The sequence below is a fragment of the Mycobacterium sp. 852014-52144_SCH5372336 genome (assembly GCF_001665615.1).
In the GTDB taxonomy this organism is placed as follows: domain Bacteria; phylum Actinomycetota; class Actinomycetes; order Mycobacteriales; family Mycobacteriaceae; genus Mycobacterium; species Mycobacterium neumannii_A.
In genome coordinates, this window is sequence record NZ_LZSW01000062.1 from 1 (window position 1) to 13,001 (window position 13,001).

A 13,001-nucleotide genomic window follows, 5' to 3' on the forward strand; every position below is an offset into this window, starting at 1 on the left:
CGACTCAACGCACTCATCACCCAAGCAGCAGCATGAACCCCGAATGTTGCACCAACCACTTGACTTCGAAGCGCGATTAGTGTGCGGGTAACCCACGTTCGCGCCAGAAGTCAGGCGGCGGGCGAGGGTCGGGGCGCGGGCGGCGCGGGAGAAGTCAGGGGCGCAGGCGGCGGGCCAGGCCCGATGCGCGCACGGCCCGGCGCTGCACGGCGGCCCGCACCGAGGCCTCCGGGCCGACGACCCGGATCTTCTCTTTCGCCCTGGTCACCGCGGTGTAGAACAACTCGCGGCTGAGCAGCCGCGAATCCTCGGGCGGCAGCAGCACCGTGACCTCGTCGGCCTGGCTGCCCTGTGACTTGTGAATCGTCATCGCATGCATGGTGTCGACCTCGGCGAGCCGGCTGGTCGCGAACTCCAACCGTTCCGTGCCGGCGATGACCGCGCGCAGCACCCCGTCGCGCAGCACCGTCACACCCGTGTCGCCGTTGTAGAGGTTGAGCCCGTAGTCGTTCGCGGTTACCAACACCGGCCGCCCGGCGTACCACGTCGACCAGATCGGCTCGCCGGTCAACTCCGACAGCCACCGCTCCACCTGATGGTTCCAGTACCGCACCCCGAACGGGCCGCGGCGATGCGCGCACAGCAACCGGTGTTCGGCCAAGATGCCCAACGCCGCGTCGCCATCACCGAGAACCGCCGCCGTTCGCAACGCAATCGCGTTGGGCACCAGAACCTTACGGAGCTGCTCGGACGGTTCCTCGGTGTCAACCCATTCGATGTGGTCTCCGCCCGAGCGCAACACGTCGATGACCGTGTCCGCGTCGCCGGTGCGGATCGCGGTGGCCAGCCGCCCGATCGACTCGCCGAATCGGTGCGACGTCTTCAACTCCGCGATCCGGTCCTGGCCGAGACCGTCGACCAGGTCGGCGAGGACCGCACCCGCCTCTACCGACGCCAACTGGTCCGGGTCGCCGACCAGGATGAGCCGGGCCTCCGGCCGCACCGCCTCCAGCAGTCGCGCCATCATCGTCAGCGACACCATCGACGTCTCGTCGACGACGATCACGTCGTGCGGCAACCTGTTGTGGCGGTTGTGCCGGAACCGCGCCGACGTGTCCGGGCGGCTCCCGAGCAGGCGGTGCAACGTCGTCGCGTGCAGCCCGGACAACGCTTGGCGGTCGGTGGAGTCGAGTTTGTCCACCTCCAGTTGCACGGCCTCCTGCAGACGCGCCGCCGCCTTCCCCGTCGGTGCCGCCAGCGCGATCCGCAGCCGTGTCCCACTCGTGAGGAGCGCGAGCAGGCGCGCGACCGTCGTGGTTTTCCCTGTGCCCGGCCCGCCCGTGAGCACCGTCAGACCCTGCGACAGCGCCAGTTTCGCGGCGGCGCGCTGCTCCTCGAAACCCGGCGGAAAGAGCCTGTCCAGATCCGGCAACGGCGGGGTGGGCCTGCCGGCGGTCATCGACAGGATGTCGCCGCACACCTGCTGCTCCTCGAGCCAGTACCGGTCGAGGTACAGCAGGTCTCCGTCGATGTGCAGCGCCGGTGGCTGGCCGGTCAGCGGGTGCGCGGCGATGGCGCCGAACCAATCGTCGACGGCGGGCCACGGCAGCCCGTCGATGCCGACCTGCTGCTCGACGGTGCGCAGGTTCAGGCATACCGACCCGTTGCGCAGTGCGCGCACCACGAGCGCGATCGCAAGGGACACCCGCTCGTCGGGCGCCTTGACGAGATCGCAGAGCCGTTGTGCAACATGTACATCCGACGCATCGAGAAGTTCGGCGTCGGTGAAGGTGCGCAGCAGCCCGGTGGCGCTGATCGCCCGCCGCCACTCCACGCCGGTCACGCCGCGGCCCTGCCAGCGTCGAGCAGATCCGACAGCCCGGTGATCAACGCCATCGGCGGTTGCCAGCTGAACACACCGGCGGGATGACCGTCCTCGATCGGGGTGTTCGGCCCGCACATCCCGCGCAGGAACAGATACAGCACGCCGCCCAGATGCCGCTCGGGCGTGTACCCGGCCAGCCGCCACCGCAGAAAGCGGTGCAGCACAACGCTGTACAACAACGCCTGCAGCGGATAGTCCGAGTGCAGCATCGCCTCGGCCAGCCGCGGGCGGGAGTAGTCCGCCGCGGTGAGGGCTCGGTTGGGGTCGCCGAGCCAGTTCGTCTTGTAGTCGACGACGAGGTAGCGGCCGCCGATTCGCAGCACCGCGTCCACAGAGCCCGACAGGTAGCCTTTCAGCGGTTGCGGTCCCAGGCCCGCTCCGGTCAACCGCTCCGCATACGAAGCCAGCGGGTCGTCCGCGGGTAGGTGTGCATGTAGAAGCTCGCCGACGTGAGCAAGCCGGATGTCGGGCGCAGACCCGCGCAAATCGCCCCCCGCCAACGGGAATTCGAAGTCCATCTCCAGCATCCGGTCCCGCAGCCCGATCTGCCGGAGCGTGACGCCGCCGGCCAGTGGTCCGAGCGGCGTGTCGTGCATCGGCACCATCGCCGCCGCCAGCTCACCGGCGTCGACCTCGACCGGCCACCACACGGAGTGCTCACGGATCCGAGCCTGAAGTTCCGCGGCGAGGTCGCTGGCGAACGGATCCGCGGTTTCGAGCACCGCGTGCACCAACGAGCCGAACTTCGCGCCGGTCGGCAGCTCGGCCATCGGCGACGGCACGTCGGCCCCGACCGCCTCTGTCGTCAACGGGATTTCGGCGACCTCATCGTCGAGCTCGACCACTTCGGGCTCACTGCTGACCGGTGTCGCTTCGACCGCGCGGATCAACCCGCTGTAGGACGTTCGGCGCCACGCCGTGTCGATGAGACGGTGGAAATGGCGGGCCTTGACTTGTTCGGGGCCGGGCGACTCGGGGCGCGCGGGCCTCGGACGCGGCACCGACTCCTCGATCACCGGTCCGCCGACGGCCTCCCACTCGCTGAAGCGAACCATCGCGTCGTCGTCGGAAACCTTGCCGGGGACAACGACATCCGGGACCACCGGCTCGCCGGGCCGCCGACCGCGCAGCAGCCGTGACAGTCCACCGTTCGGCTCGTCGCGGGAGGGCGCCCACCAGGCGACCAGTTGCGACTGGGCCCGCGTCATCGCGACGTACATGAGGCGGCTGTCGTCGCTGGCGTCCTCCTCGCGGCCCGCCTTCGACACCGCGTGGAAGTCGGGGCTGTCGTTGCCGCCGATGTGCAGGCACCGCGTGTCGCCTTCGTGGTAGAGCACCAGCTCGGGTTCGAACACGTGACGGTTGAACGCGAACGGCAGGTAGACGACAGGGAACTGCAGGCCTTTGGCGACGAACACCGTCATCACCTGAACAGCCGCTGCGTCGTTGTCGAGGCGGCGGAATCGCTCAGCGGCGCCGCTGCGTTCGTCGCGCTGGGCCCGCAGCCAGTCCCGCAGCGCGGGCAGCGTGAAGTGTTCTCGGTGAGCGGCCTCCTGCAGCAACTGGGTGATGTGCGCGAGATCGGTCATCTGCCGTTCACCGTTGCGCCACGACAACACGCGATCGCCCATGCCGGCCAGTTGCGCGGCCTCGAAGATCGCCGCCACCCCACGCTCCCGGGCGTGACCCGCCCACTCCCGCAGCGTCTCTGCGATGCGGTCGGTCAGCCGGTCGCCGCCCGTGACGAGTGACTCTGCCGTCTCGCCGAAGAACATGGTCGCGGCCGCCGCACGCACCACACCGGGCCGGTGCGGCTGGTCGAACGCTTCGAGCAGCGCCAACCAGTCCTCGGCGGCGTCGGAGCTGAAGATGTCGGAGTCGCCGGTGTACACCGCCGGAATGCCCGCGTCGCACAGCGCCCGGTAGCAGACCCGCGCATCGCGGTGGTTCTCGACGATGACCGCGATGTCACCCGCCCCGAGGGGACGGCCGTCGAACGTGGCGCCGGCGTCGATCAGCGCACCGATGTCGCCCGCCAGATCCTTGGGGATGTGGGCGCGCAGCTGATCGATCGGCAGGACACTGGTCCCGCTGCGGCCGAACGTGTTTCGGCGCACAACCCGCAATCGGAACGGATCGTCGCACGGAGCGCCGACCAGCCGCGAACCTGTGTGCTTGGCGGCGACGTCGTGCACGACGATCTTTTCGTGGCCCAGTTGCGCGCCGCGCAGCACCGCCTGCAGCCGGTTCACCAGCGCCTCGTCGCTGCGCCAGTTGGTGGCCAAAGTCTTCTGGACGTCGGCCTTGGAGGCGGCGCTCAGATAGGTGACGATATCGCCGCCGCGGAAGGCGTAGATCGCCTGCTTGGGGTCGCCGATGAGGATGAGCGTCGATCGTCCGTTGAACGCGCGGTCGATCACCCGCCACTGCACCGGATCGGTGTCCTGGAACTCGTCGACCATCACGATCGGCCAACGCTGGTGCATGCGCAGCTGCGCGGGGGAGTCGTCGGCCTCCAGCGCATCGGCCAACCGGCTCAGCAGATCGTCGTAACCGAGAATCCCCTTGCGCCGCTTGCGGACCTCCAGCTCGTCGAGGACGTCTCTGGCGAACCGGATGCAGACCTCGGCGCGTGAGTCCGGTGCGGGGTCCTTCGGCCGCAGCTCAGTCGCCGGGTGCTCGACGACTTGTTTGGCCAGCCGTAGCGCATCGGGATAGGTCAGCAGCGGGTTGTCGCGTTCGCGACCGAAGTGGTGCAGGTAGAGGTCGTCGACGATCTCGGTCACGAGTTCTTCGAGGCTCTCGACCAGAGTGACGCGCGAGTCGCTGTCGCCCGCGACGCCCAACGATTTGAGCACCAGCTGGCAGAACTGGTGTGTGGTGGCGATCGTCGCGGCGTCGAACGCGGCCAGCGCGTCGCGCAGATTGCGTTCGCGGTCGGCGAGTTGCTCGGGGGTGCCCTTGAGTAGATGGTCGATGATCTCGTTGGTGTCGACGCTCGACGGGTCGATGAAAGCCTGTACGGCGTCGACGATGTGACGCCTGACCCGGTCTCGCAGTTCCTGGCTGGCCGCGCGGCTGAACGTGATCAGCAGCATTTCGTCGAGCGTCGCGACACCCTCGGCGAGGTAGCGCGTGACCAGCCCGGCCAACGCGAAGGTCTTACCGGTTCCTGCGCTGGCCTCCAGCACGGTGGTGGAGCGTTCGGCGGGCAGCTCACCCAGAAGATCGAAGGGTCCCATTAGGTCTCCAATGCCCGCAGCATCGGCAACCACAGCCGACCGGCGTATGTGTCGAGACCGCGTTCGACCACTTGCGCCAACCACGTGTTCTTGCCGAACGCCAGTTGGTAGGCGGGTTCGGCCTCCTCGCCGGGATACATACCGGAGCGCCATTTGTAGCCGGCCCGCTGCTCGGGGTCGCCGTGGCCGTGCACGGCCTCTGCCCACGCGTAGGACGTCTTCACCGGCAGCGGGAGCGGTTCGCGGCGGCCCTGGTCGTACATCGCCACGAGATCGGCGAGCAGATCGCGGGCGTGCTCGGCCGGCCTGCCCATCGACTCGACCCGCGGCGTGGTGCCGCGTCGGGCCCGCCCGATGCTGACCGCCTTGAACTCGCGACCGGGTTCGTGAGCCAGCAACGCCAGCAACAGGATCCACGGTTGCAGCAGATGACGGCCGTCGAGCTTGGAGTAGGTGACCGAGACCAGCCGCTCACCGTACACCGGCGTGACGGTTCCGGTGACCCGCCGGCCACCGCCGATCTCGACGTCGATGTCGATCGCCGTCGCATCGGCGCCCCGGTACGGTCGCGCGACGTCGGAGATGAGCGAGGCCTGCTCACAGATCTCATTAGCGCGACGCCATCCGAGGTGGCCGGGAGGCAGTGTGCCCCGCCGCCACTCGGCCTGGCGTGCCTGGTCGGGTTTCATGCCGCTCAACATGTCCCGCAGCACGCGATCGCCGACCATCCACTCCTCGAGCGCATCTATGTCGACGGGCATCGCGTCCTCGACCCCGTCGACCTCCCACGGCAACGTGTACTCCATGGCGCGGAAGAACCCCTTGACGGGATCGCGGAAGAACCCGGCGAGATCGGCGAGCACGACATCGTCGGGTGGGGGCGGGGGCAGCGGTCCCGAGACGAATGCCGGCCGGTGTGCGCGTTCGGCCGCGCGGGTGAGCGCCGCGCGTTGCACCGTGGAGTCGAACGTGAACGGCTCTTTCGGGATCAGCGCGCCGGGGATGACGTTGCGGGTGTCGAACGGCTGCAGTGGATGACTCACCAGGATCGTGTCGCGGACCGGGTGCTCGGTGGTGCGGTCGAGGGTGTCGAGCAGTTCGGCGAGCGGAACGGCGGGCGGTCGGTCCTGACCGGAGTACTCGTTGGCGCCGGTGTAGGTGATCACCAGCGTCTCGGTGGCCGCGCCGATGGCGTCGAGCAGCAATTGCCGGTCCTCGGAACGGATGTCGCGCTCCCCGGTCATCGGCTCGCGAGCGAGCGCGTCGTCGCCGTCGACCACTTCCAGCCGGGGGAACAGGCCGTCGTCGAGACCGACGAGGCACACGACCCGGTGGGGCACGGACCGCATCGGCACCATCGTGCACACCGTCAGGGTGCCGGTGCGGAAGTTCGCGCGGGTCGGCCGGCCGGCGAGGTGGCGGTCGAGGAGGGCGCGGACGTCGGAAAGCCGCATCAGAGTGTCTGCGCGGGTGCCCGCGGTGGCCAGCACGTCGGCGAACTCGCGCTCGAGTTGCGCTGTCTGCCAGGAATCGTCGTCGCTCACTCGGGTCAGCAAGGCGATGCTGTCGGTCAGCGCCTGCAGCCACCGCTCTAGTGGTCGCGTCCCGGTGAGGGATTGCACGGCATGTCGCAGGCGGTCGATGCACTCGGCGAGCTGGCCGGCCAGGTCGACCCGGTTGCTGCTCACGTCGTCGAGGGGCAGCGTGGTGTCGAGCCAGGCCTGGGAGTCGTCGGACATGGCCACCCCCGCGAGCACCCGGTCGATGCCGAAACGCCATGTGTTCTGGACGAAGTCGACGCCATACGGTTTGCGGTGCTCGGTGTCGAAGCCCCAGCGAATGTTGGCCTGGCGCACCCAGCGGGTGATGTCCTCGAGGTTGTCGTCGCTGAAGCCGAAGCGGGCCCGCACTGGCGCGGCCTGCGCGAGGTTGAGCACCTCACTGGATGTGGCCCGCCCCCCGGCCAAAGCCAGTAACTGGGACGCGACTCCGAGCAGCGGATTGGTCTGGACGAGGGACCGGTCGGCGAGCCGCACGCGCAACTGATGTGCGGGATGAACGCCCTTGATCATGTCACCCAGCCCGAAACCGGCCACGATCAGCGGCGCGTAGGTCTCGATGTCCGGACACATGACGAGGATGTCGCGTGGTTCGAGTGTCGGGTCGTCGGCGAGCAGTCCGAGCAGGACTTCGCGGAGCACGTCGATCTGGCGGGCCGGCCCGTGGCAGCTGTGCACCTGCACCGAGCGGTCGATGGCGGTGTGCCTCCGGCCTTCTCGACGGATCGTGTTGTCACCGATGTCGGATTGCAGCCACCCGAGGAGCGTGTTCGGGTGGGCCCGGCCGCCGAGATATTCGTCGGTGCGAGCATCGTCGGGCAGCGCACGCTGCAGTTCACGAAGGTCGCGGCCGAGCGTGGCGAGCAGAGGGTGACCGACACTGCGATGGCTGGTGTCCTCGCGACGAGGGATCTGGCCGTGTGTTCCCTTGAGTTGCTGCCAGAGGTCGTCGCTGGGATGCGGCAGCCACAGATGCAGGTCATGGTGGGTGGAAAGCGCGTCGAGCAGTTCGATCTCGGTGCTGGGCAGCCGGGTGTGCCCGAACAGCGACAGCCTCTCGGGCAGATCGGTCGGCGACTCCCTCAGCCTCACAACCGTTTTGGCGTGCCGGATATGCGGCGTGTCGGCGTCGATGCGCTCGATGAGCGCACGCCACAGCGGCGGCTGCCAGGCGAGGTCGGCCGGGATGTCGCCGTCGGCGCCGTTCTCCCAGTCGATCAGCAGTTGCGGGCGCTGGCGGGCGTAGGAGGCGAACAGCCCGGCCAGCCTGCGGGCGACGGCGTAACGCCGGCCCTGCCTCAGCTCCCTCTCCTCGCCGGATTCGAAATGGCCGAGGTGGGTGGCCAGCGGTGTGCACCAGTCCTCGGTGCAGGTGGCGTCGATGACCTCCATCAGTGGCCACACCATGGCGTCGGGCGACCACGGATCGACGTCGGCGGTGCCGACAATTCGGCAAGAGCGCTCTGTTCCCGTCAGCTCGGCGATCAGCGAGCGGGGATTGCGAAACGCGATGCCCGCGCAGACGCCGTCGGTGCCGGCGCCACGCCCGAGCGCGTGGCTCAGTCGCTGGCTCAGCCAGCGCTCGACACCCTTGGCCGGAACGATCACCAATTCTTCGGCGAACGGGTCAGGTAGGGGATGGGAAAGCAGTGCGCCGAGCCCGTCGGCGAGAAGATCGGTGCGTTCTGCCCGATGGATGTGAAGCGCCATCACAGCCCACGATAGGAGGTCGGTACGACGCGGCGAGGGGTTTACGGTGGCGGTGCACGTTTGCAAGCGAGGAAGCCAGGGAAGCCAACATTTCGATGTTTCGTTCGATGGCCGCGATGATGACCATGGCCGCCTGTATCCCGTTGGTCGCGACGCCGGTCGCGAACGCCCAGCCATCGTGCGGTCCCGACCAGGCCGACGCGCTGCGCCTGGCGTTCGCGCAGCTGCCGTTCGAGCCGCTCACCGGCGCCAGGTGGGACACCACGCCCGTCGACAGCAACTACGACCCGTGCGCAAAGCTGTCCACGATCCTGGTGACCACCGAGGGCGGCACCGGTAGCTCGCCCGTGCAGGCGCTGCTGTTCCATCGCGGCGAATATCTGGGAACGGGCACTTCCAAGGCGTACGGCTTCACGTCACTGGATGCCGCCGCCAGCAGCGACGACATGGTGGTGCTGACCTACAAGGTGCCGGGTGAGTGCAATGCCTGCGAACCCGCCGCCATCCACAGCGCGCGGTACCGCTGGAACGGTGATCGCGCCGTGATGCTCGATCCGCTGCCACCGACGGTCTGAGGAAGGAGCGCGAGGTGAGCGACACGACGTCACCGCGCCTTGGCCCGAAGTTCCACGAGGCGCTGGGGTTCGCCGCCGAACTGCACCGCACCCAGACCCGCAAGGCCAGCGAGGTCCCGTATGTCGGGCACCTGCTGTCGGTTGCCGGGCTGGTGATCGAGGCCGACGGCACCGAGACCGAGGCGATCGCGGCGCTGCTGCACGACGCCGCCGAGGACCAGGGCGGTGACGCGACACTGGTGCGCATCGAGGAGCGGTTCGGCCCCGACGTCGCGGCCATCGTCGAGGAGTGCAGCGACACCATGGTGACACCGAAACCGCCGTGGCGCGAGCGCAAGCAGGCTTACATCGAACACCTGAACACGGCCTCCGACAGCACGATTCGCGTGTCGATGGCCGACAAGCTCGACAACGCCAGGGCGATCCTGCGCGACCTGCGCCGCTTCGGCCCGAAGGTGTGGCAGCGCTTCAACACCGACGACCCGCACGAGCATCTGTGGTACTACCGCTCGCTGCTCGAGGTGTATCAGCGCCGCAGCGACAGTTGGTTGGTCGACGAACTGTCCCGCGTCGTCGAGACATTGGCCGAGGAGATCGGCCCGCCGGTCGCCGCTACCGTCTGAGTTATGAGCGCACGCGACACGGTGTGGATCTCGGCCGCAGAGGTGGCGCGGCGGCTGGATGCGGGTGCACCGCTGACGCTGCTGGACGTGCGGTGGAGCCTCGCGGCACCCGACGGCCGCGCCGCTTACGAACAGGGACACCTGCCCGGGGCGGTGTACGTCTCGCTCGACGACGAGCTGAGCGATCACACCGTCGAAGGCCTTGGGCGGCACCCGTTGCCGTCCGGGTCCGCGATCGAGGCCGCCGCCCGCCGGTGGGGCGTGCGGACCGGGAGGCCGGTCGTCGTCTACGACGACTGGAACCGCGCCGGGTCCGCACGCGCCTGGTGGGTCCTGACCGCGGCCGGCATCCACGACGTCCGCATCCTCGACGGCGGCCTCGCGGGGTGGACTGCGGCGGGCGGCCGTCTGGAATCCGGCGTCGTCGAACCCTCGCCCGGCGACGTGACCGTCGCCCACGACGACCTGTACGCCGGGGCTCGCCGGACAGTCACCGCCGACGCGCTGCTCGAGCCGGGCCGGTTGGTCCTTGACGCGCGGGCCCCCGAACGGTTCCGCGGCGAGGTCGAACCGGTTGATCCGGTCGCCGGCCACATTCCCGGTGCGCTCAACGTGCCGAGCACCAGCCTGCTGGCCGACGACGGAACACTGCTGGCCGACGACCAGTTGGCCCGGACGTTCGGGCATGTGGGCGGCGGCGAGGCGGCGGTTTACTGCGGGTCGGGTGTCACTGCGGCGGTGACGATCGCGGGCCTCGCGGCGGTGGGAGTGGACGCCGCGCTGTTTCCCGGCTCATGGTCGCAGTGGAGTTCGGACCCGTCGCGTCCCGTGGCGCGCGGCTCCCGACCATGACTGAGGCCCTCCAGAGATAGAGCGACCTGGAGGGCCTCTGTGATGAGTGGCTGTGGGGTCAGCGTTGGTAGCCGGGCTGAACCTGCTGCAGATGAGGGATGCCGTGAGTGTGGGGGGCGCCGGGGGCCGGGTGCGCGGTGACCGTCGGCGTTGCGACGATGCTGGGCGGCCGCGGCGCGGGGGAGTTGGTTTCGGCGTTGGCGGCTCCGGCGAAGGCGAGGGCACCGGCCAGGATTGCGGCTGCCACGATCGGCAGGGCGAAGAACTGGGCGGTGCGGCGGGTGGTGTTGGCGTTCATGTCGGGATCTCCTCGTCGAGTCCGGTTGTGCGCCGGTGTTCCGGCGATGACTCAACAGTGCTGCACCGCGGCGCCGATGTCTGTCGACCGACCGGCGGGTGAACCGGACGAATTCCGTGTCCACCGATCGGGGGACAGGTCCTAAGCTGCAGGAGGCGGATAGGAGCACCTCATGGACGTTCTGCGCACGCCCGACGACCGCTTCACCAACCTCGCGGGCTATCCCTTCGCGCCGCACTACGTCGACGTCACCGCGTCCGACACCGAGGCGCTGCGCATGCACTACGTCGACGAAGGCCCACCCGACGGCCCGGTCATCGTCATATTGCACGGCGAACCGACGTGGAGTTACCTGTACCGCACCATGATTCCGCCGCTGGCCGCCGGCGGCTACCGGGTACTGGCACCCGACCTGATCGGGTTCGGGCGCTCCGACAAGCCCAGTCGCATCGAGGATTACACGTATCTGCGCCACGTCGAATGGGTGACGTCGTGGTTCTCGGCGCTCGACCTGCGCGACACGACGATGTTCGTGCAGGACTGGGGTTCGTTGATCGGGTTGCGCATCGCTGCCGAACAAGACGACCGCGTCGCGCGCATCGTCGTTGCGAACGGCTTTCTGCCTGCCGGTCAGACCCCGGCCAATCTACCGTTTCGCATCTGGCGGGCGTTCGCGCGTCACTCACCGATACTGCCTGCCGGACGCATCGTCGCCTTCGGCACGGTCACCGACGTACCCGCGCGCATCCGGGCCGGATACGATGCGCCGTTTCCCGCCAAGCGATTTCAGGCCGGGGCGCGCGCGTTCCCGGCGCTGGTACCGACCGAGCCGGGCGATCCGGCACTACCGGCCAACCGCGCGGCGTGGGAAGCGTTGGGGCGCTGGGAGAAACCGTTTCTGTGCGTGTTCGGCGCCAAGGATCCCATCCTCGGCCGTGCCGATCGCCCGTTGATCGACCACGTTCCCGGCGCGGCCGGCCAACCCCATGCCCGCGTCCACGGAAGCCATTTCGTGCAGGAGGACTGCGGACCCGAGTTGGCCGAGCGAATCCTGGGCTGGCACACCTAACCCCGGGTGACGGTGTTCCTCGACGTGACGTTTACCTCGGGATCGCCGGAGTGGTAGATCACCTGGTTGTCGAAGCCCGACGCGCCGATCTGGTCGACGCTGTCGATGGTGACCTGATTCTCGACGCCCGACACCGACACGCTCAGGCAGTGACCGAGCAGGGTCACCGTGTTGTTGACGCCGCTGACGGAGATGTTGGCGCCATTGCACTCGATCGTCTCGTTCTCGTCGACCCCGGACACGCTGTACTGCCCGCCCGCGGGCGCGACCGCGACCTTGGGCGGCTCGTCGTCCGGAAGCCAGGTCGGCGCCTCGCGCGACGGCCCGATCGTCACGCTGCCGCCGCGGGGATCATCCCCGGTGGGGATGGAAATGCCGGGGCGGCCCGCGATCTCCTCCGTCGCCGACGACAGTGTCCACACGAGCGCGCCGATGCCTGCGACGATGACCACCACGACGGCCCCGACCAATCCGAAGATCAGTCCGAACGGCGCGCCGCTCTTCGTCGGCCCCGGGGGGAACGAGACTCCGAACGGCGTTGCGCTGTAGGGAGACTGCGCGGGATAGGGCTGCTGGTGCGGCGGACCGTAGACCGGCGGGGGCAGGGCCGACGTCTGGTAGTCGGTGCCGGGCGGCTGTGAGGTGCCCAATTCGACCGCGCCGTAGTCGGCCAGCGGTTGCTCCAGCTGCCGGATACGCGCCTCCGGGTCGTCCTCGGGTTTCATGCGCAGATGGTGCCACACCGTAGTTTGTGCCGCCTGAATACCGGCAACCCGACGATCATGATTGGGAAGCTGCGATCCATCGTCGTCGACTGCCGTGACCCGATGCGGCTGGCCACCTTCTATGCGGACGTCCTGGGCGGGCAGATCGAGAAGCAGGACGACACCTGGGTGGTGCTCACCGATCCGCAGGGCCGACGGCTGGCGTTCCAGTTCTCGCCCGAGCACGAGCCGCCCCGCTTCCCTGATCCGCGCGGGTCGCAACAGTTCCACCTCGACATCGCGGTGGACGACCCCGACGCCGCCGAACATCAAGTGCTCGACCTCGGCGCCACCCGGGTGTCCGACGCCGAGGAGGACGCGAAGTTCCGCGTGTTCCGCGACCCCGCCGGACACACGTTCTGTCTGGTCTGGGGCATCGCCGACTAGCGGCGAAGGCGATTTGCTGACCCACGGTTATCGCGGC

Annotated in this window: 10 protein-coding genes; 5 read left to right on the forward strand and 5 right to left on the reverse strand. The window is 68.7% G+C overall.

Annotation, left to right across the window (positions count from 1 at the left end; translation table 11 throughout):
• Positions 1–154 precede the first annotated feature (154 nt).
• The 3 genes from recD to recC are packed head-to-tail and all read right to left on the reverse strand — an operon-like array spanning position 155 to position 8,396.
• Positions 155–1,801, reverse strand: coding sequence for an exodeoxyribonuclease V subunit alpha (recD, locus tag A5759_RS22225; RefSeq protein ID WP_068201395.1), 1,647 nt, complete (start codon positions 1,799–1,801; stop codon positions 155–157).
• A gap of 38 nt (positions 1,802–1,839) precedes the next feature.
• Positions 1,840–5,127 carry an exodeoxyribonuclease V subunit beta gene (recB, locus tag A5759_RS22230; RefSeq protein ID WP_068201306.1) on the reverse strand — a complete coding sequence of 1,096 codons (3,288 nt, stop codon included), beginning with the start codon at positions 5,125–5,127 and terminating at the stop codon, positions 1,840–1,842.
• Positions 5,127–8,396, reverse strand: coding sequence for an exodeoxyribonuclease V subunit gamma (gene recC / locus A5759_RS22235; RefSeq protein ID WP_068201308.1), 3,270 nt, complete (start codon positions 8,394–8,396; stop codon positions 5,127–5,129). The genes recB and recC overlap by 1 nt, the downstream gene beginning before the upstream one ends.
• A 107-nt stretch (positions 8,397–8,503) precedes the next feature.
• Here recC and A5759_RS22240 point away from each other — a divergent pair, with 107 nt between their 5' ends.
• The 3 genes from A5759_RS22240 to A5759_RS22250 are packed head-to-tail and all read left to right on the forward strand — an operon-like array spanning position 8,504 to position 10,446.
• Positions 8,504–8,971, forward strand: a complete 468-nt coding sequence (locus tag A5759_RS22240; RefSeq protein WP_197506161.1) for an LppP/LprE family lipoprotein — start codon at positions 8,504–8,506, stop codon at positions 8,969–8,971.
• A 14-nt stretch (positions 8,972–8,985) separates the two neighbouring features.
• Positions 8,986–9,594: an HD domain-containing protein gene (locus A5759_RS22245; protein WP_068201311.1), complete on the forward strand. Its 609-nt coding sequence runs from the start codon at positions 8,986–8,988 to the stop codon at positions 9,592–9,594.
• Between the two features lie 3 nt (positions 9,595–9,597).
• Entirely contained in the window at positions 9,598–10,446 is an 849-nt protein-coding gene (locus tag A5759_RS22250) for a sulfurtransferase (protein ID WP_068201313.1), read from the forward strand.
• A gap of 58 nt (positions 10,447–10,504) precedes the next feature.
• Here A5759_RS22250 and A5759_RS22255 read toward each other — a convergent pair whose 3' ends face one another.
• On the reverse strand, positions 10,505–10,744 hold the full coding sequence (locus tag A5759_RS22255) for a hypothetical protein (protein ID WP_068201314.1): 240 nt from the start codon (positions 10,742–10,744) through the stop codon (positions 10,505–10,507).
• A gap of 172 nt (positions 10,745–10,916) precedes the next feature.
• Between A5759_RS22255 and A5759_RS22260 the strand changes: the two genes are divergently transcribed.
• Entirely contained in the window at positions 10,917–11,813 is an 897-nt protein-coding gene (locus A5759_RS22260) for a haloalkane dehalogenase (protein WP_068201316.1), read from the forward strand.
• On the opposite strand, the gene A5759_RS22265 is transcribed toward A5759_RS22260, so the two are convergent.
• Positions 11,810–12,538, reverse strand: coding sequence for a DUF3060 domain-containing protein (locus A5759_RS22265; protein ID WP_068201397.1), 729 nt, complete (start codon positions 12,536–12,538; stop codon positions 11,810–11,812). The two genes, A5759_RS22260 and A5759_RS22265, sit on opposite strands and share 4 nt — an antisense overlap.
• A gap of 57 nt (positions 12,539–12,595) precedes the next feature.
• Between A5759_RS22265 and A5759_RS22270 the strand changes: the two genes are divergently transcribed.
• Complete coding sequence (locus tag A5759_RS22270) at positions 12,596–12,964, forward strand: VOC family protein (RefSeq protein WP_068201318.1); 369 nt, start codon at positions 12,596–12,598, stop codon at positions 12,962–12,964.
• Positions 12,965–13,001 lie beyond the last annotated feature (37 nt).

What these genes read in the sequence shown, in the direction of transcription:
- A5759_RS22270 (WP_068201318.1), top strand. Translation starts at nt 12,596, where the DNA reads ATGATTGGGAAGCTGCGATCCATCGTCGTCGACTGCCGTGACCCGATG.
- A5759_RS22240 (WP_197506161.1), top strand. Translation starts at nt 8,504, where the DNA reads ATGGCCGCGATGATGACCATGGCCGCCTGTATCCCGTTGGTCGCGACG.
- A5759_RS22265 (WP_068201397.1), bottom strand. Translation starts at nt 12,538, where the DNA reads ATGAAACCCGAGGACGACCCGGAGGCGCGTATCCGGCAGCTGGAGCAA.
- recB (WP_068201306.1), bottom strand. Translation starts at nt 5,127, where the DNA reads ATGGGACCCTTCGATCTTCTGGGTGAGCTGCCCGCCGAACGCTCCACC.
- recC (WP_068201308.1), bottom strand. Translation starts at nt 8,396, where the DNA reads ATGGCGCTTCACATCCATCGGGCAGAACGCACCGATCTTCTCGCCGAC.
- A5759_RS22260 (WP_068201316.1), top strand. Translation starts at nt 10,917, where the DNA reads ATGGACGTTCTGCGCACGCCCGACGACCGCTTCACCAACCTCGCGGGC.
- A5759_RS22250 (WP_068201313.1), top strand. Translation starts at nt 9,598, where the DNA reads ATGAGCGCACGCGACACGGTGTGGATCTCGGCCGCAGAGGTGGCGCGG.
- A5759_RS22255 (WP_068201314.1), bottom strand. Translation starts at nt 10,744, where the DNA reads ATGAACGCCAACACCACCCGCCGCACCGCCCAGTTCTTCGCCCTGCCG.